This window comes from Anaerobacillus sp. 63XJN7_5_ISO-PGPR-S23-430 (genome assembly GCF_056173695.1).
This window is the reverse complement of sequence record NZ_CM149686.1, coordinates 1,902,477-1,926,084: the sequence shown is the minus strand read 5'-3', so window position 1 is coordinate 1,926,084 and position 23,608 is coordinate 1,902,477. Positions and strand designations below refer to the sequence as shown.

General features: G+C 42.5%; 21 protein-coding genes. 2 read left to right on the top strand and 19 right to left on the bottom strand.

What is annotated here, in order from left to right; translation table 11 throughout:
- Positions 1-7 precede the first annotated feature (7 nt).
- Together AC0VYJ_RS10305 and AC0VYJ_RS10300 are read right to left on the bottom strand one after the other, a co-directional pair.
- The gene (locus AC0VYJ_RS10305) at positions 8-445 is read right to left on the bottom strand and encodes a hypothetical protein (protein WP_475367303.1); all 438 of its coding nucleotides are present in this window, start codon (positions 443-445) and stop codon (positions 8-10) included.
- A gap of 206 nt (positions 446-651) precedes the next feature.
- On the bottom strand, positions 652-1,413 hold the full coding sequence (locus tag AC0VYJ_RS10300; protein WP_475367302.1) for a C40 family peptidase: 762 nt from the start codon (positions 1,411-1,413) through the stop codon (positions 652-654).
- 323 nt (positions 1,414-1,736) lie between these two features.
- Between AC0VYJ_RS10300 and AC0VYJ_RS10295 the strand changes: the two genes are divergently transcribed.
- Positions 1,737-3,410 (top strand): CoA-disulfide reductase, encoded by a 1,674-nt coding sequence (locus AC0VYJ_RS10295; RefSeq protein ID WP_475367301.1) that lies wholly within the window; start codon positions 1,737-1,739, stop codon positions 3,408-3,410.
- A 210-nt stretch (positions 3,411-3,620) separates the two neighbouring features.
- On the opposite strand, the gene AC0VYJ_RS10290 is transcribed toward AC0VYJ_RS10295, so the two are convergent.
- The 7 genes from AC0VYJ_RS10290 to AC0VYJ_RS10260 form a co-directional block, all read right to left on the bottom strand.
- Positions 3,621-4,391 (bottom strand): sulfotransferase domain-containing protein, encoded by a 771-nt coding sequence (locus AC0VYJ_RS10290; RefSeq protein ID WP_475367300.1) that lies wholly within the window; start codon positions 4,389-4,391, stop codon positions 3,621-3,623.
- 308 nt (positions 4,392-4,699) lie between these two features.
- Positions 4,700-6,037 (bottom strand): type I glutamate--ammonia ligase, encoded by a 1,338-nt coding sequence (gene glnA / locus AC0VYJ_RS10285; RefSeq protein WP_194221477.1) that lies wholly within the window; start codon positions 6,035-6,037, stop codon positions 4,700-4,702.
- A gap of 280 nt (positions 6,038-6,317) precedes the next feature.
- Complete coding sequence (locus AC0VYJ_RS10280; RefSeq protein WP_475367299.1) at positions 6,318-7,586, bottom strand: methionine gamma-lyase family protein; 1,269 nt, start codon at positions 7,584-7,586, stop codon at positions 6,318-6,320.
- Between the two features lie 12 nt (positions 7,587-7,598).
- On the bottom strand, positions 7,599-8,861 hold the full coding sequence (gene hflX / locus AC0VYJ_RS10275) for a GTPase HflX (protein WP_242057377.1): 1,263 nt from the start codon (positions 8,859-8,861) through the stop codon (positions 7,599-7,601).
- A 55-nt stretch (positions 8,862-8,916) separates the two neighbouring features.
- Positions 8,917-9,843, bottom strand: a complete 927-nt coding sequence (gene spoVK / locus AC0VYJ_RS10270) for a stage V sporulation protein K (protein ID WP_226613144.1) — start codon at positions 9,841-9,843, stop codon at positions 8,917-8,919.
- Between the two features lie 90 nt (positions 9,844-9,933).
- Entirely contained in the window at positions 9,934-10,290 is a 357-nt protein-coding gene (locus AC0VYJ_RS10265; protein WP_226612892.1) for a hypothetical protein, read from the bottom strand.
- Between the two features lie 15 nt (positions 10,291-10,305).
- Entirely contained in the window at positions 10,306-10,491 is a 186-nt protein-coding gene (locus AC0VYJ_RS10260) for a cold-shock protein (protein WP_475367298.1), read from the bottom strand.
- Between the two features lie 128 nt (positions 10,492-10,619).
- Here AC0VYJ_RS10260 and AC0VYJ_RS10255 point away from each other — a divergent pair, with 128 nt between their 5' ends.
- On the top strand, positions 10,620-11,600 hold the full coding sequence (locus AC0VYJ_RS10255; RefSeq protein ID WP_226612891.1) for a tyrosine-type recombinase/integrase: 981 nt from the start codon (positions 10,620-10,622) through the stop codon (positions 11,598-11,600).
- An 87-nt stretch (positions 11,601-11,687) separates the two neighbouring features.
- Here the strand turns inward: AC0VYJ_RS10255 and hfq are convergent, their stop codons facing one another.
- The 10 genes from hfq to AC0VYJ_RS10205 all read right to left on the bottom strand — a co-directional run bounded on the left by hfq (position 11,688) and on the right by AC0VYJ_RS10205 (position 23,581).
- Positions 11,688-11,921, bottom strand: a complete 234-nt coding sequence (hfq, locus tag AC0VYJ_RS10250) for an RNA chaperone Hfq (RefSeq protein ID WP_048309744.1) — start codon at positions 11,919-11,921, stop codon at positions 11,688-11,690.
- Between the two features lie 46 nt (positions 11,922-11,967).
- The gene (gene miaA, locus AC0VYJ_RS10245) at positions 11,968-12,903 is read right to left on the bottom strand and encodes a tRNA (adenosine(37)-N6)-dimethylallyltransferase MiaA (protein WP_475367297.1); all 936 of its coding nucleotides are present in this window, start codon (positions 12,901-12,903) and stop codon (positions 11,968-11,970) included.
- Positions 12,904-12,945: 42 nt separating this feature from the next.
- Positions 12,946-14,829, bottom strand: coding sequence for a DNA mismatch repair endonuclease MutL (gene mutL / locus AC0VYJ_RS10240; RefSeq protein WP_430242574.1), 1,884 nt, complete (start codon positions 14,827-14,829; stop codon positions 12,946-12,948).
- Positions 14,830-14,845: 16 nt separating this feature from the next.
- Positions 14,846-17,443 carry a DNA mismatch repair protein MutS gene (mutS, locus tag AC0VYJ_RS10235; protein ID WP_475367296.1) on the bottom strand — a complete coding sequence of 866 codons (2,598 nt, stop codon included), beginning with the start codon at positions 17,441-17,443 and terminating at the stop codon, positions 14,846-14,848.
- A 375-nt stretch (positions 17,444-17,818) separates the two neighbouring features.
- On the bottom strand, positions 17,819-18,370 hold the full coding sequence (locus AC0VYJ_RS10230; protein WP_194221469.1) for an outer spore coat protein CotE: 552 nt from the start codon (positions 18,368-18,370) through the stop codon (positions 17,819-17,821).
- 251 nt (positions 18,371-18,621) lie between these two features.
- Entirely contained in the window at positions 18,622-19,371 is a 750-nt protein-coding gene (locus tag AC0VYJ_RS10225) for a phosphotransferase family protein (protein ID WP_475367295.1), read from the bottom strand.
- Positions 19,372-19,389: 18 nt separating this feature from the next.
- Positions 19,390-19,908, bottom strand: a complete 519-nt coding sequence (locus AC0VYJ_RS10220; protein WP_475367294.1) for a DUF6886 family protein — start codon at positions 19,906-19,908, stop codon at positions 19,390-19,392.
- A gap of 246 nt (positions 19,909-20,154) precedes the next feature.
- Positions 20,155-20,571 (bottom strand): YlbF/YmcA family competence regulator, encoded by a 417-nt coding sequence (locus AC0VYJ_RS10215; protein ID WP_404682209.1) that lies wholly within the window; start codon positions 20,569-20,571, stop codon positions 20,155-20,157.
- A complete protein-coding gene (miaB, locus tag AC0VYJ_RS10210) occupies positions 20,571-22,103 on the bottom strand; it encodes a tRNA (N6-isopentenyl adenosine(37)-C2)-methylthiotransferase MiaB (RefSeq protein ID WP_430242587.1) in 1,533 nt (510 codons plus the stop codon). The genes AC0VYJ_RS10215 and miaB overlap by 1 nt, the downstream gene beginning before the upstream one ends.
- A 302-nt stretch (positions 22,104-22,405) precedes the next feature.
- Complete coding sequence (locus AC0VYJ_RS10205; RefSeq protein WP_194221464.1) at positions 22,406-23,581, bottom strand: glycine C-acetyltransferase; 1,176 nt, start codon at positions 23,579-23,581, stop codon at positions 22,406-22,408.
- Positions 23,582-23,608: the final 27 nt, after the last annotated feature.

The following is a 23,608-nucleotide window of genomic DNA, read 5'->3' as shown; positions in this document are numbered from 1 at the left end:
CTTTTAACTAAGACGGAAAATAGTTATTCAAGTTTAGAATAAAAATGAGAACTAGAATTCCAAAACATATGAAAGGGATCGTCCAATTTACTTTTATGTATTTCATGAAAAAGCGATCCAATAAGAAAAACGAAAAAGCGATAGCCATGGCCCCAAGGCCAAAGAGTGCTCCAGCCCCGATATGAAAGAACGCTGATCCATACACCTCTCGTATTCTAGTTCGATCCGATAGAATCGAGGCTAAGACGTCACTTAACAACGAAGCCCAAATGCCATAAATGTAAATAGCTAAAAATATTTCAAAGAACAAATGGTTCATACCATGGAAATATGACATTTCCGGAAAAAATAGCATTGACGTAAGAAGTGACAATAACACAATATAAGCAACGCTTACCGCTAACTTTCTTTGATAGATGTTTTGTAGTGCGTGATGTTTTGACATGATTGAATCTCACTTTCATAACATAAGATATCTTTTCTCAATATCAATGATATCCATACAGATGACGATTGTAAATGAATGAGAAGATTTCATGCAGCGCTCAATGAACCGCGAAAAAAAGATGCTAATCATCTTATGAAATGATTAGCATCCCTCTTGAACTAGCCACGCGATTATTTAGAAATCACGCTGGCCTTATATGATGGTTATTTGAATGACTTAACGCCTAAATAATGGTCTTGCCAAAAGTCGTAGCTAAGATCAGTGACTTCCACTCCGCCGCTACCTGCGTGGATAATTTGGTTGTCGCCGATATAGATTCCGCTATGTGAAGCTCCTTCTACATCATAAGTGCCTTCAAAAAAGACAACATCCCCGATCGCTGGAGACTCTACTTCTGTCCCGTCATATTTCCACATATCACGTTCCGTTCTTGATAAGTCGACTCCAGCTTCGTTAAACACATACTGGATGAACCCACTGCTGTCAAACCCGTCTGGAGTTGTGCCGCCCCATACATATGGTGTTCCAATTAAGCTTTCCGCAATGGAAACCACTTCGGATTCGGAAACGGACTCAGTAGGAGCGTCATCTGACGTTTCAGTCGCTTCGGATTCACTTGAGGATAGTGCACCCATAACCTCAGGTCCAGCTATACCGTCTACAGTAAGTCCCTCGTCTTTTTGAAATTCTTCAACAGCATCTTCTGTGATCTGACCAAAAATACCATCCAAGTTATATGAATAATAACCGAGAGATTCCAGTTCTGTTTGTAGTGCCGTAACAGCCTCGCCACGGTCCCCGCTCAGAACGTTAATTGATGATGAACTAACAGAATCGCTTTGCTTCACATCATTTGAGTCGACCTTAGCAAATACCCCTTCACTTAAGACCGGAGAAAAAACCATCGCGGCCACCAAAGTAGATGAAGCAATATATTTTCGTGCGGTTAATCTAGATTTGTTCATGTAAATTCCTCCTACCGATTCTAGCTGAAGTTTAGCAACTTGATAGATAAATAAAAATTTAAGATATGTAACTACTAGCAACCTATATGCCGTGTGATTGTCACACTTCTTCGAGCCGATTCACCTAGTCTAACAGAAAAGTTCGATCACGAGGTTTCACTGTGATTAAGCCTGGATGATAACTTTTACAAAAAGCATTTTCAGTGTTACTAGATGTGTCATCATTCAATTAAATGTGAGAACCATCACATTCTTCCCTACAATAATGAAATATAATAAAAGAGACAAATACCCCTATAGGTAATTAAAAAGGAGACGATCATATGAGTAAGAAAATTGTCATTGTTGGTGGCGTAGCTGGTGGCTCAACAGCGGCAGCTCGTTTAAGGAGATTAGATGAAACCGCAGAAATTGTTATGTTTGATAAAGGTGAGTATATTTCTTACGCCAACTGTGGGCTCCCTTACTATATAGGTGGAACGATTGAAGACCGCAAGAAACTACTCGTCCAAACACCAGAAGGCATGACAGCAAGGTATAACTTTGATATTCGTACCTTGAGCGAAGTCACACGAATTGATCGTGCAAAAAAATCCATCTCTGTGCACGATTTAAAATCCGGTCGAACTTTCGAGGAAACGTATGACCAACTGATTCTCTCAACAGGAGCGCGTCCGATTGTGCCACCGATCCCTGGGCTCAATGAAGCAAAGGCACTCTTTACGCTTCGCAATATTCCTGATACCGATCGGATCAAATCTTATGTTGATGAAGAGAAGCCATCACAAGCTGTTGTTATAGGCGGTGGCTTTATCGGGGTTGAAATGGCTGAAAACTTGAGCGACCTTGGCATGAACGTCACGCTAATTGAAATGGCGAATCAAATTATGCCACCACTCGATTATGAAATGGCCGCAATCGTTCACCAGCACCTTAGGAATAAAGGCATTAACTTGATTTTAAATGACGGAGTAAAGGCGTTCGAAAGCAATGGAACGAAAGTGCTCAGCATAAGCGGAAAAGAAATCGCTACGGACCTGATCATTTTGTCAATCGGCGTCCGCCCAGAAAATCAACTAGCTGTCCATGCCGGTTTATCTGTAGGAAAACGAGGCGGGATTCAAGTAAACGAATACCTCCAAACGAGTGATCCTTCCATCTATGCAATTGGTGATGCCATTGAAGTAAAGTGTTACATTAATAAGGAACCAACCATGATTCCTTTAGCATGGCCAGCAAACAGACAGGGAAGACTCGTAGCTGATAACATTTACGGCAAAAAAACACCTTATAAAGGGACACTCGGAACATCCATTGCCAAAGTGTTTGACTACACCGTTGCTACGACAGGTAATAATGAGAAAACCTTAAAAAGCCTTGGCATTGCTTATGAAGTTGTGCACGTTCATCCAGGTTCTCACGCCGGATATTACCCAAACGCCTTCCCTATTGCCTTAAAGCTCATTTTCGATAAAAAAACAGGAAAGATCTTCGGCGCACAAGCAGTCGGCAAAGATGGCGTAGATAAGCGAATCGATGTCATCGCCACCGCGATTAAAGGAGGCCTAACCGTTCTCGATCTCCCTGACTTAGAACTCGCCTACGCCCCTCCTTACTCTTCAGCGAAAGATCCGGTGAATATGGCGGGATATGTAGCAAGTAACATCGTTGAAGGTATGATTGAAACCGTTCAGTGGCATGAGATTGATACGATCGTGGAAAACGGCGGTACACTTATTGACGTACGAACTCCATCAGAATTCAAGAATGGATTTATTAAAGGAGCTATTAATCTTCCAGTGGATGAATTACGGAGTAAGCTTCATGAACTGCCGCAGGATGAAGCGATTTATGTGCATTGTCAGGTTGGGTTACGGGGATATATTGCGACACGTATTCTTCTGGAGAATGGGTTTGAAGCGGTTAATCTTGATGGTGGGTATCGGACTTATGAGCTAGTTAGAGAAAAACAATTGCACAGGAATTATTTGGAATGAATTTCAAATAATCTACTATTTTCATAACGTCAATAGTAGGATCGTCCAATGATTTAATCTCGTAAAACTATCTGAAATAATACATTGAAAATAAAAAGCGGCATACCCTAATCAATTCAAAAAGGTACGTCGCTTCCATTTATATCTAATCCTTAAACATATTTAAAACCGATAGATTTCTTAAGAAGCGAATGAATCATTCCTTACTTTCTACCAATCAAATTTTTTTTCATATCCTAAATCGATGAGAAGCTGTCCAGCTCTCTCTTTAAATGCTTTTTTACATGGTCCATTAAACTCTGTCAACCATCCCCCTGATTGCCCTTTTCTAAAAGTAGGAGAAGTTTTAGTGTTTATATTATTGATCATTTGTTTTATCATCGTTTCTTTATTTATTGGAGTCACTCCATCCCCCCAAAGAAAAGTAATGATTTTTTCCAAGGTTTCAACGCATGCTGAATTTGATATATGAAGATCTTCATATTTTACAGTGAGCACATTTTCCTGCTCCATCCATGGTTGAAAACTTCTAAACCAAGTGTCTATAGAAGGATAAACTAAATTTCGATCGGTATCATTGATTCCCTCAATTAATGTAAGGCAACGATCTTTCATGGATATTTCATTTTCTTGGAAGTATTGATAAAGGGCATGGTTTGGTAATTTATCAATAAAATAACCATACGATACGACCACGTCTCTCAAATCCCTAACTAAAAAAATTTGCTTAAGATCATTTCTATCAAATATTTCTTTCCAAGAGGGCAAAAAGTAAAAATGCCCATGGATGAATTGATTGTCATTCATATGATTTAATCGATCAATATCTTCACTTTTGTTAAAATTGGGGGCACCGTATAAAACATGCTTAGGGTTATTTGTTATCACATTGGGATTCATTCCAAGTAATAATTGTTTCAATAAATGGGTGCCGCTTTTAGGAACGGTATTCAATATAAAAGGTTGCAAATCTTTCTTCAATTCCTCTTCTCTCCTTTTCAATTCAAAACTTACATTATATTTCCCATTAAAGTGTTAGAAGGATTTTGGTTACATCCCACACATCATTATTTGCTTTCATTTACAATCAGCTCAATTATTAACTAAATCCCTCTATTTTGAGTCATTATATACTTTATTTCGAATTGCATTGTTTGCTTGTTTAGAAGCCTACCCATTCCTAATTTGTACATTTCATTACCAACATAAGTAGAAACCTTCTCCATGAATATACACACCAAAAACCCCCTCAACACAACCGTGTTAAGGGGGTTCTCTCACTCTATCTTTTAGTAAGTCGTCATATACTGTTCACGTTCCCAAGGGTGTACTTGCGTACGGAACATATCCCATTCGATCTCTTTTGCTTCGATGAAGTGCTCGGCTGCGTGCTCGCCTAGTGCTTTCATCATCACTTCGTCTTTCTTAAGAAGTTCAAGCGCATCGTGTAGTGTTGCTGGAAGGTCTGTGATGCCTTCTTCAACGCGTTCTTGCTTATCCATCACGTAGATGTTGCGCTCTGTTGGAGCTGGTGGCGTCATTTTGTTCTTGATGCCGTCAAGTCCAGCTGCAAGTAGTGCTGCCATTGCAAGGTACGGGTTCGCAGATGGATCTACGCTACGTACTTCGATACGTGTGCTGATTCCGCGGGAAGCAGGAACACGGATAAGCGGGCTACGGTTACGAAGAGACCATGCTACGTAGCAAGGAGCTTCGTATCCAGGAACTAGACGCTTGTAAGAGTTGATCGTCGGGTTCGTGATTGCTGTGAACGCTTCAGCGTGCTTCATAGTTCCAGCGATAAATTGACGTGCTGTTTCGCTTAGGCCAAGCTCATCTTTCGGCTCGTAGAATGCATTTACTCCGTCTTTAAAGAGGGACATGTTGGCATGCATACCCGATCCGTTAACACCGAATAGTGGCTTCGGCATGAACGTTGCGTGAAGGCCGTGCTGACGAGCGATCGTTTTAACCGCTAGCTTGAACGTCTGGATGTTGTCACACGTTGTTAGTGCATCTGCGTATTTAAAATCAATTTCGTGCTGTCCAGGAGCTACTTCATGGTGAGATGCTTCAATTTCAAAGCCCATGTCTTCAAGCTCAAGAACGATATCACGACGGCAGTTTTCACCAAGGTCTGTTGGCGCAAGGTCGAAGTATCCGCCTTTGTCGTTTAGTTCAAGCGTTGGTTCACCGTTTTCGTCCATTTTGAATAGGAAGAATTCTGGCTCTGGTCCAATGTTGAAGTCAGAGAAACCAAGCTCTTCCATTTCTTTTAGAACGCGTTTTAGAACTGAACGAGGATCCCCTTCGAATGGCGTACCATCCGGGCTGTAGATGTCACAAATAAGACGAGCTACTCTTCCTTTTTCAGATGACCATGGGAAGACTACCCATGAATCTAGATCCGGGTAAAGATACATATCAGACTCTTCAATACGTACAAAGCCTTCGATTGAAGAACCGTCAAACATCATTTTATTATCAAGAGCTTTCTCAAGCTGATCAACCGGAATTTCAACGTTCTTAATAATTCCTAGTAGGTCAGTAAACTGCAAGCGAATGAACTTAACGTTCTCGTCCTGCGCCATTTTCTTAATATCGTCTGCTGTAAATTTGTTCGACATGTAAAATGAATCCTCCTTAAGAAATAAAAAGATTTTAGTGAATCCGCTAGAATACCTGTACGAGTTTATGTGTGCTTTCATTATGCTCGACTCGTCAAATGAGTACATTTCGAAGCAATCCAAAAATTCAGAATCGCATTAACATTCGAAATTGCCACTCCCTTCTTCACTTACACTCATCATACACGAACATTCACGTTATCGTGTTAAAGTGCGTGAGGTAATCTCACATGCTTTTTAGAACAAAAAAAGGCAGGGAATAAATCCCTACCTAAATACCCTATGAGACAGTAATCAAACCTTTATTCAATAAATCATCTACGGCACGAAGCACGCTAATTTTCACATGTTCAAAGGTGAGCCCACCTTGAACGTACGCAACGTACGGAGCTCTGAGTGGTCCGTCAGCTGACAATTCAAGACTAGCCCCTTGAATAAACGTACCCGCTGCCATAATCACGTCATCCTCATATCCTGGCATATAAGCGGGTTCCGGACGAACGTGCGCATTCACCGGAGAAGCCGCCTGAATCGCCTGACAGAATGCGATCATTCGCTCTCTATCATCAAACTGAACCGATTGAATGAGGTCCGTTCGTTTGCTGTTCCAGTGTGGCGTTGTATTAAATCCAGCTTCTTCAAGTAGGGCTGAGCTATACACAGCCCCTTTTACCGCTTGTCCAACCGTGTGCGGAGCAAGGAAAATCCCCTGGTACATTTCTTGAAGAGAATAAAGCGAAGCGCCAACTTCTCTCCCGATCCCAGGGGACGTTAAGCGATAGCCGCACAGCTCAATCAAGTCTTCTCTCCCTACAAGGTAACCACCGGTTTTGACGATACCTGCGCCAGGGTTTTTAATTAATGATCCTGCAATGAGATCTGCCCCAATGTGACAAGGCTCCTGCTCTTCCACGAACTCGCCGTAGCAGTTATCAACGAAAACGATGACGTCTTCCTTGATTGATTTTACAAAATCAATCATCTCTTCGATTTCAGAGATCGTAAACGATGGTCGGTTCGCATAGCCTTTCGAGCGCTGAATGCCAATCATTTTTGTTTGGGCTGTGATCGCATTTCGAACAGCTTCAAAATCCACTGCTTCATCCAATAATGGAATCGCTTGATAGCCAATGTGAAAGTCTTTCAATGAACCATTACCTTCTCCACGTGTGCCAACGATTTCTTCTAACGTATCGTACGGTGCACCTGTTATATAGAGAAGCTCATCGTTTGGTCGCAGTATGCCAAATAAGGCAGTTGAAATCGCATGCGTACCAGAGACGATTTGCGGGCGAACGAGCCCCGCTTCTCCTCCGAAAACATCGGCATAAAGCTTTTCAAGCGTATCTCTACCATCATCGTCATAGCCGTAGCCTGTAGATGGAGTAAAATGAAAGTCGCTAATACGATTTTTGTGAAAGGCCTCGAGAACGCGGTATTGGTTCGCTTCAACGCGCTCATCGATTTCTTTTAATGCTGGCTGGATTTTCTCTTCCGCTTTCTGCGATAGCGATTTTAGTTCTTCTTGATGTGTAAAATTCATAAACATAGTCTTCTACTCCTAATCGTTGTTCCACTCGTTAATGATACGTTCGTATAAATGGGCTGGGGCATATCCCTTACATCTGTAATGATCCTTCTCTTCATCCCACTCTCGTTCGATTAAAACGGTGTTTCGCTGCAAGTAAGCTAGTTTGTCACCTTGATCGGCGTTAATCGAAATCGAGAAGTATTCCATTTGCTTTAAGACTTCGCTCTGCAAACGGTCGTTCAATCGCTTCAAATCAGCTTGCTTCAGAGCTGAGATGAGAATTTGCTCATTGACGCTGCTTTGAACAGACGGATCCGCGCGATCAATTTTATTAAATACGGTGAGCACTGGAATGTGAGATGCTTTCAAATCCTTTAATAGCTTTAACACGATTTCTTCATGACGCTCCCTGTCAGGATGCGAGGCATCAATAACGTGAAGAATCAAATCCGCTTCTGTTGCTTCTTCAAGCGTTGATTTAAACGAAGCGACAAGCGTTGTCGGAAGATCCTGAATAAATCCTACCGTGTCTGTTAGAAGGACGTTGTAACCATTCGGAAGCTTCAATTGCCTCGTCATCGGATCAAGCGTTGCGAAAAGCTTGTCCTCTTCATATGAATCGGCATTTGTTAGGCGATTGAAAATGGTCGATTTCCCTGCGTTCGTATATCCAACTAGCGCCACTTGTAGCGTTTCATTGCGCTTTCGTCGCGCACGGTACTGATCACGGTGTTTAACTGTATTGTCGAGCTGACGCTTCAGATCCGTGATGCGGTTCCGGATGTAACGACGATCTGTCTCAAGCTTCGTTTCACCTGGACCTCTTGTCCCGATACCGCCTCCAAGCCTTGATAAGGACGTTCCCTGTCCTGCAAGGCGCGGCAGCATGTATTGAAGCTGAGCGAGCTCAACCTGAAGCATACCTTCTCGTGATCTCGCTCGCTGTGCGAAAATATCTAAGATGAGCTGTGTTCGATCAATCACACGTGCATCCAACGCTTCTGATAAATTCCGAAGCTGACTTGGTGAGAGCTCACTATTGAAAATAACGATTGTTGCTTCTTTTTCTTCAATTAGGGAAGCTAGCTCCTCGACTTTCCCTTTCCCTATAAAGGTCGCCGAATGAATGCGCTCCCGCTTTTGTGAGAGCGTGCCTTCCACGACACCGCCTGCGGTTTTAGTTAATGCCGCCAGTTCATCCATCGTATATGCAAACTGTTCATCTGTTTGGTTTTGAAGCTGAATCCCGATTAGAATCGCTGGTTCAGCTGCTTCAATTCTTTCTTTATTCAAATGTACGTTCCCTGCCTTTATCAATCAGTCTGTTCTCATCATACCAGATGCGCATTTAATCTTCTATAGGGATGTCTTCTGGTAAAAGAAGCTCAAGTGCCGATCGATCAATGACGTCTGCTTGTAGCAAACGAACCGCCTGTTTTCGAATCGCTTTTTCAATGATATTTCGAACAAACCGACCGTTGCTAAACGCATTTGTTTCCCGCTCACGCTTTTTTATAAAGCTCTGCTTTAATTTCCACTCTGTCTCTCTTGAGAACCGATACTGCCTTTCTGCCGCCATCTTCTTTGCGATCTCAAGAAGCTGTTCATTTGAATAATCCGGAAAATCAATCACAAGTGGAAAACGAGACGGAAGCCCTGGGTTTAGCGAAAGGAAGTGCTCCATTTCATCTGAATAGCCAGCAAGAATGAGGATAAAATCTTTATGATGATCTTCCATCGCCTTCACAAGCGTATCAATCGCTTCTTTACCAAAGTCCTTTTCGCCCCCACGGGCAAGCGAATACGCTTCATCAATAAAAAGAATGCCACCTTTTGCTTTTTTGACAAGCTCTCTCGTTTTTTGTGCGGTATGGCCAATATATTCTCCGACAAGATCCGCTCGCTCTACTTCGATCAGGTGCCCCTTTGAAAGAACGTTCATCTCAAGGAAAAGCGTTCCTAACAGGCGGGCCACCGTTGTTTTCCCAGTCCCCGGGTTTCCTTTGAACATCATGTGAAGGGCCTGCGTATTTTGTTTTAACCCGTTTTCCTCTCTACACTTGTTTACATAGAGCCACGCGTAGACTTCTTTTAATAAATACTTCATTTCCTTTAACCCGATTAACTGTTCCATCTCCTGTTGAATCCGTTCAAGCGGCATATGCTTTTTCGTTGCTTCACTAAGCGCGGCATCCGCCGTCTCCTGAAGAACTTCCGATTGACGGAGGACGATATTTATTTGACCTTTACGCTGCGTTACGGATTGCTGCACGATGCTCACCTCGCTTTAATCTCACACGATAGTATACGCACTGAGCCCAAATCCGTGACAAACGCCCAAAAGAAAAACACTCTTTTCGAGTGTTTAACTAATCCCGATCCGTTCAACAAAGGATTCAGGTATATTAATTTTCGGTTCGCCCTTCTTCGCGTCATAGGATCTATAGTGTGTAAGGACTTCACCGTTCTCCACGACATCGATTTCAAGCACGTGGCGATCTGAGCGTTCGAGCATCTTCATGAATATATCGCCTTCACTTAGCGTATATAAAACAAAACGACTTCGTAAATAAGTGATCTCCTTCTTCTGCACTTCCGGAAGATCAGTAAAGACTTCATAAAAGCGCTGCATGGAAGCAACGTGTTTTCCTTTTCCTGCCGCTTTCGTCACACTAACAATCTGCTCTGCTTTATCCATGATTTTCTCGACAATTTTATTCATGTGCTGCCTCCATTGTCATTTGATTTCTGGGAGGTTTCGAATTTCACTCATCATTTCAGCGCCACATAACGGACATGCTGGTGTATCAGAGAACGAGTAATCAGCTCGCATCCAGCCAGCACAATCCCCACCCGAACAAGACCAGACGTCTGTATCTACTTCTGGAATAGGCTCTTGCTGCTGTTTTGAAAAAAAGGCCATGTCTAACCGCTCCTTTTCGATTTGGTTATCAATAGTATTTCCAATAATCCCAAAAACATGTAACCCTTTGTAAAACAGAATGTTCAAAGATTTTGTTATAATGGAACAAAATGAGAGGTGATTATCGAATGGAGCTTTTCAATCAGCCACTTCCAGACTTCTTGGAAGAGTATCTTCAGTCACTCGAACGGAAAGGACGCAAGGCGTCTACGCTAAAGCGCTATCGCTATGACCTTGTCGATTTCACCGTCTGGTATCGCACCATTCATCGCAAGGTAGATTTCGAAAACTTTCGCAATTTGACGACGGAACAGCTACAGGAATACATTCGCTACCTGCATCTGGAACGCCACTATTCCGAACGAACGTTAAAAAGAATCATGACTGTATTGAATCAAGTATATCGCTATTATATGTCATTAAATCGAACTAAGACCAATCCTATGAAAGAAGTCGTCCTGCCAACGAATGGTGACGCAGGCTATATCGAGACCGACTTTCTTCAGGAGGAAGAATCACAAAAGCTCCTTGATACGATTGTATCTCTCACTGATTTAACAGACAATCAGCTTAGAGCACGTGAATTCCTGATCGACCGCAACTTAATCATTGCACGCCTTTTTCTAAACTATGGTCTCACGCTTCAAGAGCTATGTGCGCTATCGATGAAAGACATCTCTTTTGAGCAAAATGAGCTCTTTGTCACTTCCGCTTCAGGAAAAAGAACCGTCAACCTTACTCCGGAGCATAAGAAAATTTTATTCGATTACTATCACACGATTCCAGCGCCTGTGAGACCGAGGCTACATAGCGATGATCCACTCTTCGTCTCATTTGACTTTCAGCGACAAACGTACCGCTGGAGTTATGAAGTCGATCGTCCTAAACGGTTAACGGAAATCGCCGTTCAGAAAATGATTCGCCTTGAAGTACAGAGAGCCGGACTTCGTAAGGGCGTATCCGCACAGCATATGCGACGAACGTGCGTCATTAAAGCCATTGAAAACGATCTTTCAGTTGATCAGCTTCGCATGCAGTTTGGGTTAAAGGCAGATTTGACACTGAAGCGGTACTTCGATTATATCGAGAAAAAGCAAATCTCCTCTTAATGAAAGGCTCTGTTAGCTCAATTAACAGAGCCTTTAAATATGAAAAAGTCCCCCATCCTGCATCAATCAGAACGAGGGCCTTTGTGTTTACTTGTCAGATTCAAAATTTATTTCAACTGATCGCTGTGGAGCGAAAGTAGAAATCGCATGTTTGTAAATCAACTGTTGCTTGCCATCGGACTCAAGGATAATCGTAAAATTATCAAATCCTTTGATCGTCCCTTTCAGCTGGAATCCGTTAAGCAGGTACACCGTTACAAAAACGTTGTCTTTTCTTAATTGGTTTAGAAATTGATCCTGGATGTTAATTTGCTGCTTCATTGTCAGTCCTCCTCTTTTTCTCTAAAGGCATTCCCTAACTACATTTCTAGCTATCTGCTAACTTTCCTGCAACAACTTTCAAGATTTCTTGAATTTTTTCTTCGCGAAGTTCTGTCATATCGTACCAGTCCATCGCCATTTGGTGACGAAACCACGTTAATTGACGCTTCGCATACCTTCTTGAATTCTGTTTTAACTCCATGATCGCATCTTCTAACGAAACGCGATCTTCCAAATAACGATAAATTTCTTTGTAACCAATCGCCTGCACAGATTGACAGTTCCGCACACCTTCATCATAGAGACGTTGCGCTTCTTCAAGCAGTCCTGCTTCTACCATCAGATCGACACGTTGATTAATGCGTTCATATAGGACATCCCGATCCATCATAAGACCCACATTCACAAGATTGTAAGGAGACTGTTCAGGTAATGCATCTTTAGAAGCAGAGACTGGTTCACCCGTCACGTGATAGACTTCTAATGCTCGTACCACTCTTCTCACATTGTTTGGGTGAATCGTTTCATAGCTAACAGGATCAACGTCTTTTAAGCGCGCATGGAATGTGATAGGTCCTTCTTTATCAGCCATCTGTTCTAGCTGTTCGCGATACTCAGGATCTTCTTTAGCTTCGGAAAAAGCATACTGGTGAGTAACGGATTTCACATAAAGACCTGTACCACCAGCGATAATCGGCACCTTCCCCCGACGATTAATATCCGTCACAAGCTCCGTTGCAAGCTTCTGAAATTCCGCTGCCGAAAAGCTTTCTGTAGGCTGCTTGATATCAATGAGATAATGAGGGATGCCCTCCATTTCATCTTCTGTTACTTTCGCCGTTCCGATATCCATACCGCGGTATATTTGCATCGAGTCGCCGCTAATGATTTCACCGTCGAGCGCTTTCGCAAGCTCAATGCTCGTCTTTGTTTTCCCTACGGCTGTCGGACCAAGAACGGTCACTAGTTTTTCTTTATTCATGATTCTCACGCACTTTCCTGCATTCTTTTCTCATTGTGCTCGTTACATCACTCTCTTAAACATTTTCTCCATCTCATACGTGGAGTAATGAATGATAATCGGACGACCGTGTGGACACGTGTATGGATCAATCGACTGCCTCAGCGTTTCAAGAAGCGTGAACACTTCATCATCACGTAAATGACGGTTCGCTTTAATGGATTTCTTACACGACATCATAATCGCCGCTTCCTCACGCAGCTTCTTAACGTCGATCCGACGATTATCAACGACCTCCTGAATCAATTCTTCAATCGTATTTTGTTCAGCTCCTTTGGGGAACCAAACGGGATGAGCGCTGACCATATAGCTATTCGGTCCAAATGATTCTAAGAAAACGCCAACCTTCGCAAGGTCATCAATTCGACTATCAATAATCGCCGACTCGGATGTGTTGTATTCTAGTGTAATCGGAACGAGAAGCTCCTGTACAACCGGATCAATCTCGCCGACTTTCTCACGATAAAATTCATACTTTATTCGCTCCTGTGCTGCATGCTGATCGATAATATACAGCCCATTCTCATTCTGTGCAAGGATATACGTTCCGTGCATTTGACCAATCGGATAAAGCGGAGGAATGCGTGAATCACTGTTCGTTTCCTTCACGTAGTCCATCGCCATCTCTAGCTCGTCCCGCGTTTCCCGTTCTCTAGAATGTGTTGAAGCGTCACTTGGTCTCGGCTCATATTGCTCTGTTTGGATCTCTTCCTTCACGCTAAAAGGTTGAGGAAACGATTCGGTCTGTTCATCCGAATGCTCCACTTTTCTATCAGGAGTCCATTCACGTCTAATCGGCACGTCCTCAGGCTCTTTATTCCGAACCTCATGTTGAAAATGAAATGCTGGCTGCTCAGTCTCAGGCTCCTTTTGCTTCGGTGGAGCTTGCTCCGGGATGAGTTCAATCTTCTTGAAGATGCCTTTAATCGCATTTTCAATCGCGAGTGCGAGATCCTGTTCCTTACTAATGCGCGCTTCCAATTTGGATGGATGGACGTTTACATCAATGAGCGTTGGATTCATTTTAATATGAAGAACGACAATAGGGTAACGACCGATAGGAAGAAGGGTATGGTAGCCCTGCTGAATCCCTTTTGATATCGGAAAATTTTTAATGTAACGCCCGTTAATGATGAGAGAAATATACTGACGGGAAGCACGTGTTAACTCTGGCTTCGCTGCATAGCCACTGACAGAAAAATCAATTGTTTCTGCCTGTAGTGGAAGCATTTTACGCGCTGTGTTATAGCCATATATCGCTGCGATTACTTGAAGCAGATCACCGTTTCCTGTCGTGGACAGAAGTTTTTTTCCATTATGAAAGAAGCGAAACGCAATATCCGGATGAGCCATTGCCTGACGGTTAATCACGTCAGCCACATTCGCAAGCTCCGTATGAACGGTTTTCATGTGTTTTAAGCGAGCTGGTGTATTGTAGAATAAGCCCGTGATGGTCATTTCCGTTCCTTTTCGACTATCCGTTGCTTTAAATTCCGCTACTTTGCCCGCTTCAATTTTGACGTACGTTCCAGCCGCTTCTCCTGTTGAGGTTTTTAATTCTAAGTGAGAAACCGCTGCGATACTCGGAAGAGCTTCCCCGCGGAAGCCGAGCGTTTCAATGTGAAACAAGTCTCGTTCATTTTTGATTTTACTCGTCGCATGACGGAAGAAAGCGAGCTTGCAATCTTCCTCATCCATTCCATTTCCGTTATCTACGATGCGAATTTTGGAAAGACCGCCCTCTTCAATTTCAATTGTGATTTCACTGCTTTCTGCATCAATGGCATTCTCCACTAGTTCCTTCACAACAGAGGCCGGTCTTTCCACCACTTCACCGGCAGCTATTTTGTTTGAAAGCTGATCATCAAGCTGTACGATCTTTCCCATCTTCCTCACCCTTTCTCTACGACTTTAACTGCTTCTTTAATTCATATAGTGTATTGATCGCGTCCATCGGCGTCATTTCCATAATATCCACTGACTTCAAGCGATCTAGAATCGCTTTCTCACCAGACGATCGTGCTGGCTTCTTCTTTTCCTCTGCTTGATCAAAGAAAGCAAGCTGCGCATCATCTTCTTTGACTTCGACCGTTTCTTTTTTCTCTACAGGTGTAGTTGGAGCGCCAGGCTCTGCCTCAAACTCAGCTAATATCGCTTCTGCACGCTGAATGAGCGCATCAGGTAAATTGGCAAGCTGCGCCACGTGAATACCGTAACTTTTATCAGCAGATCCATCATGAACGCGATGAAGGAAAACAACTCTGCCCTTCTCTTCAACCGCTTTAACGTGAACATTTTTCACGCGATCAAGGTCTTCCTCAAGCGTTGTTAGCTCATGATAGTGCGTTGAGAAGAGTGTCTTTGCTCTTACTTCACTATGCACATATTCAATAATTGACTGCGCAAGCGCCATGCCGTCATACGTTGACGTTCCGCGACCAATCTCATCAAGTAATATCAAGCTATCTTGCGTAGCACGCGTAATGGCGTAATTCGCTTCAAGCATTTCCACCATAAACGTACTTTGCCCAGCTGCAAGGTCATCTGCCGCACCGATTCGCGTAAAGATTTGATCAAACACAGGGAGCACAGCGGATTCCGCTGGTACAAAACATCCGATCTGCCCAAGGATCGAAATCAGGGCGAGCTGGCGCATGTACGTACTTTTACCACTCATGTTAGGACCTGTAATTAAGAGGATTTCACGATCGCGATCCATCATCACGTCGTTTGCCACATACTCTCGGCCTTTTAACATTTTCTCAACGACTGGATGACGTCCGCCTTCAACAGCCACTTTACGTTCTTTGGAGAAGACTGGCTTAGTGAAGCGATTTTCTTCACTTACAACCGCGAACGATTGAAGCACGTCGAGCTCACTAATTTTTCTCGCAAGCTGCTGAAGCTCAGGAATGTAAGTCTTCACTTCTTCACGTAAGTTCGCAAACAAGCTATATTCGAGATCAACAATCTTTTCTTCCGCTTCCAAAATGAGCGTTTCCTTCTCTTTTAGTTCAGGGGTAATAAAACGCTCTGCATTAGAAAGCGTCTGTTTCCGCTCATAACGACCTTCTGGAAGGTTCGGAAGGTTTGATCTTGTTACTTCGATATAATAACCAAATACTTTGTTGTAGCCAATTTTAAGAGATTTAATCCCCGTACGCTCTCGCTCTTGCATTTGGAGGGCCGCAATCCAGTCTTTGCCGTTCCGACTCGCATCGCGGTATTTATCGAGATCCGCATGATAGCCGTCTCGAATCATTTGCCCTTCTTTCACAGAAAGAGGCGGGTTATCTTCAATAGCTGCCTGTAGAAGCTGAACGAGATCATCACATGGGAGGATTTCCCCCGCAAGCTCATTCGCATATGGGTTATCAAGTGATCCCACTGCCTGCTTGATTTCTGGAATCTTCTCTAGCGATTTTCGCAACTGTACCAGATCACGAGCGTTTAGGTTTCCAAACGCCACTTTCCCTGCAAGTCGCTCAAGGTCATAGACGCCCTGAAGCTGTTCACGAATCGTCTCACGTTCAAAGAACTGCTTCATTAACGTCTCGACAAGCTCCTGACGCTTCTCGATTTCTCGCTGCTGTAAGAGCGGGCGCTCAACCCACTGCTTTAGTAATCGTCCGCCCATTGCTGTTACCGAACTATCAAGGAACCAGACGAGAGAGCCTGTCCGCTTTTTATCCCGGATCGTCTCCACTAGCTCGAGGTTTCGTTTGGAATTCACATCAAGTTTCATATATTGTGAAACGTGATAGTGGCGAAGCGGCTGAAGATGATCCATTGACCGCTTTTGTGTACGAATCAAATACTGAAGAAGTCGTCCAAACACCTGAAGAAGCTTCGGCTGATCGATATGGTCACTTAACTTCTGCAGCGATTCTGGAATCGTCACATCATCTTCAATCGATACGGTAACGGTCATTCGCTCTTGAATCGCTGTAGAAAGTGCCTCACTATCACTCGCAAGAATGACTTCGCGCGGGGCCAGATTCGAAAGCTCACCGATTACTTCATGATGATCGAGAGCTAAAATTGTTGCCATCGATTCACCTGTCGTTAAATCATTCGCCGCAAGCGCATAAGTCTCATCATCAAATGCGGAGATAGCCACAATGTAGTTATTTTCCTTTTCTTTAATTAAATGGTCCGACATCACCGTACCTGGCGTAATAAGCTGAACGACTTCTCTTCGAACGACGCCTTTCGCCTGTTTCGGATCTTCTGTTTGTTCACAAATCGCAATCTTATAACCTTTTGTCACTAGCTGTGATATATAGTTTTCAGCAGCATGATAAGGCACACCACACATCGGAATGCGGTCTTCTCCCCCACCATCTCTGCTCGTTAATGTAATCTCCAATTCCTTCGAAGCGCGCATCGCATCCTCGAAAAACATCTCATAAAAGTCGCCTAAACGAAAAAATAAAAAGGCATCCTGGTACTCTGCCTTAATCCGTAAATATTGTTCCATCATCGGGGTATATCGAGCCATGTTTCTTCTCCACCAATCTTAAATCTATTCAAATAACAGTATAGCATATCAGAAAAGCGGAGTGTGCCTGTTTAAATCCGTAGGACGTTGGAACCCCTGAGAATGAGACGTTTTATGTCTCAATCGAAGGGGTGAAACGACCGAAGGATTTGGCACACGCAGCTAGACAAGAAAAGCGGAGTGTGCCTGTTTAAATCCGTAGGACGTTGGAACCCCTGAGAATGAGACGTTTTATGTCTCAATCGAAGGGGTGAAACGACCGAAGGATTTGGAGCATGCAGCGTAATCATGAATACCGAAATTGGCGGTTAGACTCTACAAGCTCTTAATGACAAAATAAAAACCAGGAAGAAGGATTGCTTCTCCCTGGACGCACTATTCCTCTAGATCACCAATTAAAAAGTTCGGATCTAAATCTTCAAACTCTTCATCGTCTACATCATAATCCCAATCGTCATCATCGTCTCCGCAGCCATCCGGATTAACGTATACGCAAATTTTCGTTTCGCCAATCACTTCTACAAGAAACTCTCTTTCCACTTGAACAATGACCTTATGACCGCTCGGTGCAATAGTAGCTTCGAGACAGTTAGGCTCCTGTATCGCTTTTGCAACCACTTCTTCAGCAACACAGTCTTTGTCTTTGTAGCGAAGAGGAATTTCTTCATGATATTTGACTGTTTCTGTTACGACTTCTGTTTTCGTATTATGGCTGTAAGAGTACCAGATATTAATGTCATAAGAGCCTTCCACCTGTACAACGTCACCACGCTTCTTCGCAGTGAATTGATTGTTAATAATCCAGCAACCCAGAATACTAGAAGGCTTATGGTTTGGTGTTACTGTGTTTGTATCCTGTGTAAATTTACGCCCTTTTCCGCAAACAGCTTTGGCGAATATCTCTCTGTAATTATATTCCTCTGACATCGATCATACCTCCTCTTCCAATCTTCATTCTCATCCTATGCAAGACAAACGACCAGTGTTCCTCTTTTTTTACTTCAACACGAAATAACATGACCAACACCATAAAATAAATGTTTTCTTATATATAAAGGCTGTTCCACTATCAGTCTATGTCTCGAATGTCCAATGCTTTACAACCTTTTCGTATTTTTCTTAAAAAAGTATGGTATGTGAAAATTATATATAGAAATAAGTTAAGCCTAAGAGGCGTTTTATCCTCTCATTCTTAACTTATCTACAATCTCTAATAGACGATCGCTGTCTTCTGATAATACTCCTTCTGATAACCGTGCCCCCGCAATAATCGGAGCCCACTCCATGATTTCATCTTTTGATAAGCCACTTTTTATACAATAGAGCTGTAAATACAGTTCCGCTAATTCGCTTGAAAATTGCGTATACAATAGATACGTTCTGTAAACATCTGCTCGGCTATCCCCAGCGCTAGCATCCACCCAATCAATAATCGTTACTTGATCGTCCATAATCAGATTAAATAGATGAAAATCACCGTGACAAAGCTGCTTCTTAACTGGCATTTCACTCAATTTGAGGAGTAACGCTGTTTTTTGAGATTGACTTAATCGCTCCGCTTCACCTATTTGGCGTGTTAGCTTTTCGGTCATCGGTTCAAACGAGTCGGCGCTAATTTGATGAATCCTTTGTTGAATGTCAATGGACATCTCCATATAGTGCTGTGCTAGATTCCTATTTTCTAAAAGTAGCTCACCTAACGTGCGACCGCTGATTTTTTCCATCATGATCGCCTGTCTACCATCTATTTTCGTTACCTCAATGACTTTCGGTACCGGAAGTCCTTTTGATAAAGCGTAACGTTGCTTCTCAGCTTCATAGAAAGAGGTTCCTTCTGGAAGGTCTTCACGAAACACTTTCACAATTTTATCTTGAACGATGTAAACTTTCGCTGTATTTCCAGCAGCGATTGGATGACCAAGCTCCACCTGACTACTCCTCTCTTTTTAATTTCTTGAACGAGCAAACCTCATTCGGCACATGGACCACTGAAGCGTTGTTTGTTGGATCTCATCATAGATATCCCACAGCTGATCAACAAACCTTACTTCTACCTGACGACGGAATAGCTCCTGAATGGGGTGATCTATTTCAATCTTATCCATTGGAACTTGGGTGGTTTCGCTTACATAATAGCCAGCATTCTCGTCTTGGAGCTTAAAATGCATCGCATCGAACTCATACAAATAGAGTTTAGTTCGAGTCATCGTTTCAAACCAGCTATTTTCAAGGACGATCACATGCTGACAACTCGAAGATAGATATGTTTGCTTATCTGCATCTGAAGTATTTGGCCCGACGTGAAAGCAAACGCGCGGACAATTTCGAGGTGTTAAAAAGTTAGGTAAACAAATTTCGTTAACGGCCCAAACAAGTCCTATTGATTGGTCAAGATCTTTACGCGTAGGAATCCTTGGGTAAAATTTTTGAATATCGTCTTCTTCACTTACATGAAAAATACGCACACCATTGCCTCCTCCAGGATTCCGCTATTCAGGCTATAACGCCATTAACCTTTCGCTATTAAAATACATAGAAACTCTTCCGTTTGAAGAAATAGCTTATGTAGTCTCTTTGTTCACTTTAACATAATTATCCAATATAATAAGTGACTATTTCAAAAAACAGTTTGCATCCAATCAAAAAAAGCCTTCCAATAAACCATTGGAAGGCTTTCGTATTCAAGTTAAATGATGAAGATATGGAAGCTATTACTTACAACCAGGTCCCTGCTGACTTGAGCCAGTAGTTCCTTCAAGTACGTTTCCACCAGTTGATTCGATAATTTCATCTGTTACCGTGTTAGAAATCGTGTTTGCTACAAGTTGAAGAAGATCATTCACATCCGATTGCGAGCGCTTGAATTCCTGTACGACAGGAATTTCATCAAGCTGCTGCATGAGTTTGTCAATACGCTCATCCTTCTCCTTCAATGCTTCATGCTTGCTGTAGTGCTGAAGATTAACCGCTTCTTTTTGCTCTAGTTTAATACGAGCAATCAGACTTTGAACCTTTTTGTTTTCGTTAATCTTTTCTTCTGCACGTTTGAAGAAATCAACTTCTTCTGTTTCAGATACGAGCTTCGCAAGATCTTTCGCTTTTGAAATTACTTCCATTCTTGATATCATTATGCATTCACCTCAGCCGTTTTTTCGATGTATTCCCCATCAAGTGACCACGTTTTTGCTTTTGTGATTTTCACCTGAACAATTTGACCAACTAACGATTTAGGACCTCTAAAGTTCACAACTTTGTTCTTGCTTGTATAACCAGAAAGAACGTCTGCATTTTTCTTACTTTCCCCTTCAACAAGCACTTCTACGATCTGTCCTTCAAAAACAGCGTTGTTTTTGGCAGCCATTTCATTCACAAGGGCATTCAAGCGCTGAAGGCGTTCTTTCTTCACTTCCATTGGGACGTTATCTTTCATTTTAGCAGCTGGTGTACCATCACGCTGGGAGTAAATGAACGTATACGCACTGTCATACTCTACTTCCTTCACAAGCTCCATCGTTTCTTCGAATTGCTCATCCGTTTCATTAGGGAACCCTACGATGATATCTGTTGTAAAGGTTGCGTTAGGCATAACCTTTTTAATTTTACTAACTAGTTCTAAATACGTTTCACGTGTGTAGCGACGGTTCATTAATTTCAGAACTTCATTGCTTCCACTTTGCACAGGAAGGTGAATATGATCAACTAAGTTACCGCCCTGACCGAGCACTTCCACAAGACGATCATCAAAGTCACGAGGATGGCTCGTCGTGAAGCGAACTCTAGGAATATCAATCTTATGAATCTCGTTCATAAGATCACCAAGTCCATACTCGATGTCTTCTAAATCTTTCCCGTAGGCGTTTACATTCTGTCCGAGAAGCGTCACTTCTTTATAGCCTTTAGCAGCTAAATGGCGTACTTCTTGAATAATATCTTCAGGGCGTCGGCTTCTTTCTTTCCCTCGTGTATAAGGAACAATGCAATATGTACAGAATTTATCACAGCCGTACATGATATTAACCCATGCTTTGATTTCACCTTTTCTCGTTCTAGGAAGGTTCTCAATAATGTCGCCTTCTTTAGACCATACTTCCATGACCATTTCTTTACCGAAGACAGCTTGCTCCATCAGTTCTGGAAGACGGTGAATGTTATGTGTCCCAAAGATTAAATCAACAAATTGATGCTTCTGCATAATACGGTTTACGACAGATTCTTCCTGTGACATACACCCGCATACGCCAATGATTAAATCGGGATTTTCCATTTTCAACGGTTTTAGATGACCGAGCTCACCAAATACTTTGTTCTCAGCGTTTTCACGAATCGCACACGTATTTAGGAGAACAACATCCGCCTCTTTGACTTCCGTTGTAGCTTCAAATCCCATTTCTTCAAAAATTCCTGCCATTACTTCTGTATCGTGTTCATTCATTTGACATCCGTACGTACGAATCAAAAACTTTTTATCTTTCCCAAGGTTTTTAATATTCTCTGGAATTTCAAAATCGTAATGAACGTTTACATTTTCTTTCCCTCTTCGCTTGGCATCTTTTAAGTTAGGTGCCTGGTACGTTGTCTGGAAATATTTCGCGAAATCTTCCGTTGTTTTCTCTGTTTTCTTTACATTGATTTGCGAATCCAGACGCTGTTGTTCGTTCATGTCGTTCGACTCCTTTCTAATTAAAAAGGATGACCCTGCTATGAAAAAGAGCATAATGCTCCTAAACTTAGAAAAAACCTCGCTAATAGAAATCACTTCTATAAAAGCTTCGTTTTATACGTTATCCTTTATTGTCAATTAAGAAATGTGTAACTAATGGACATTCCTTTATTATAAGGGGTTCAGAGTATTTAATCAATAAAACCTGGAAATGAGAAAGCCCAGGATAGATGAAATAAAGCAGATGTGGGTACAAAATTATCCTAAAAAAAGAGAGGGATCGCTCCCCCTCCATCTTTCATTTATAAAATTCCAAGCTCTTTTCCAGACTTTTCAAATGCATCTAGTGCTTCTTGGAGATCTTCTTTTGAATGTTGAGCCGTTACGATCGTACGAACGCGGCCTTTTCCTTTAGCAACGGTAGGGAACGCGATGCCCTGCGCAAAGACGCCGTTCTCAAATAGTTTATCAGAGAATTTATGTGTGAGCGCTTCGTCACCAATGATGACAGGTGTTACTGGTGTCTCACTAATGCCTGTGTCAAAACCAAGCTCTTTCAAGCCAGCTTTAAAGAACTTCGTGTTATCCCAAAGCTTCTCGATCAACTCTGGCTCTTCCACAAGAACGTCGATTGCCGCTGAGCAAGCCGCTGTTACAGCTGGAGGATGAGAAGTACTAAACAAGAATGGACGACCTTTATGGATCAGGTAATCGCGAAGTGTTTTTGTACTTGCAATGTAACCACCTAGAACGCCAATTGCTTTACTAAGCGTACCAACTTGGATGTGAACGCGTCCGTTTAAGCCGAAGTGGTCAACCGTACCGCGACCGTTCTCCCCAAGTACACCACTCGCGTGAGCGTCATCAACCATTACAAGCGCATCATACTTTTCACAAAGCTCGACAATTTCAGTTAGCGGTGCAATGTTTCCGTCCATTGAGAAAACACCATCCGTTACAACAAGACGTGTACGATAATCTTGTGTTTCTTTCAGTGCGTTCTCAAGGTCTTCCATGTCCGTATGCTTGTAAATACGACGTCCCGCTTTTGTTAAGCGAATGCCGTCAATGATCGAAGCGTGGTTTAATTCATCAGAAATCACGACGTCTTCTTTCGATAGGATCGCTGAAAGGACTGCTTGATTCGTTGCAAATCCTGATTGAAGAACGAGCGCCGCTTCTGTGTGCTTGAACTCAGCAAGCTTTTCTTCAAACTGTTCGTGCATTGAAAGCGTTCCTGCAATCGTTCGAACAGAACCTGTTCCTGCACCGTATTTTTCAACTGCTTCAATCGCTGCTTGTTTCATTTTCGGATGGTCCGTCAGTCCGAGATAGTTGTTTGATGACAGCTGAATGACGTTTTTTCCTTTAATCGTAACGCGTGACCCTTGAGCGGATTCAAGCGGAATTAAATTACGAAACACGCCTTCCTCTTGCATTTGATCAAGCTCTTCTTGGAGATATTCAAAACCTTTCATTGATCGGCCTCCTCATTATTATGTAAT

Coding starts and splice junctions, on each gene's coding strand:
- AC0VYJ_RS10305 (WP_475367303.1), bottom strand. CDS start 445: ATGTCAAAACATCACGCACTACAAAACATCTATCAAAGAAAGTTAGCG.
- AC0VYJ_RS10300 (WP_475367302.1), bottom strand. CDS start 1,413: ATGAACAAATCTAGATTAACCGCACGAAAATATATTGCTTCATCTACT.
- AC0VYJ_RS10295 (WP_475367301.1), top strand. CDS start 1,737: ATGAGTAAGAAAATTGTCATTGTTGGTGGCGTAGCTGGTGGCTCAACA.
- glnA (WP_194221477.1), bottom strand. CDS start 6,037: ATGTCGAACAAATTTACAGCAGACGATATTAAGAAAATGGCGCAGGAC.
- AC0VYJ_RS10280 (WP_475367299.1), bottom strand. CDS start 7,586: ATGTTTATGAATTTTACACATCAAGAAGAACTAAAATCGCTATCGCAG.
- AC0VYJ_RS10265 (WP_226612892.1), bottom strand. CDS start 10,290: ATGAATAAAATTGTCGAGAAAATCATGGATAAAGCAGAGCAGATTGTT.
- AC0VYJ_RS10260 (WP_475367298.1), bottom strand. CDS start 10,491: ATGGCCTTTTTTTCAAAACAGCAGCAAGAGCCTATTCCAGAAGTAGAT.
- AC0VYJ_RS10255 (WP_226612891.1), top strand. CDS start 10,620: ATGGAGCTTTTCAATCAGCCACTTCCAGACTTCTTGGAAGAGTATCTT.
- hfq (WP_048309744.1), bottom strand. CDS start 11,921: ATGAAGCAGCAAATTAACATCCAGGATCAATTTCTAAACCAATTAAGA.
- miaA (WP_475367297.1), bottom strand. CDS start 12,903: ATGAATAAAGAAAAACTAGTGACCGTTCTTGGTCCGACAGCCGTAGGG.
- mutL (WP_430242574.1), bottom strand. CDS start 14,829: ATGGGAAAGATCGTACAGCTTGATGATCAGCTTTCAAACAAAATAGCT.
- mutS (WP_475367296.1), bottom strand. CDS start 17,443: ATGGCTCGATATACCCCGATGATGGAACAATATTTACGGATTAAGGCA.
- AC0VYJ_RS10230 (WP_194221469.1), bottom strand. CDS start 18,370: ATGTCAGAGGAATATAATTACAGAGAGATATTCGCCAAAGCTGTTTGC.
- AC0VYJ_RS10215 (WP_404682209.1), bottom strand. CDS start 20,571: ATGATATCAAGAATGGAAGTAATTTCAAAAGCGAAAGATCTTGCGAAG.
- miaB (WP_430242587.1), bottom strand. CDS start 22,103: ATGAACGAACAACAGCGTCTGGATTCGCAAATCAATGTAAAGAAAACA.
- AC0VYJ_RS10205 (WP_194221464.1), bottom strand. CDS start 23,581: ATGAAAGGTTTTGAATATCTCCAAGAAGAGCTTGATCAAATGCAAGAG.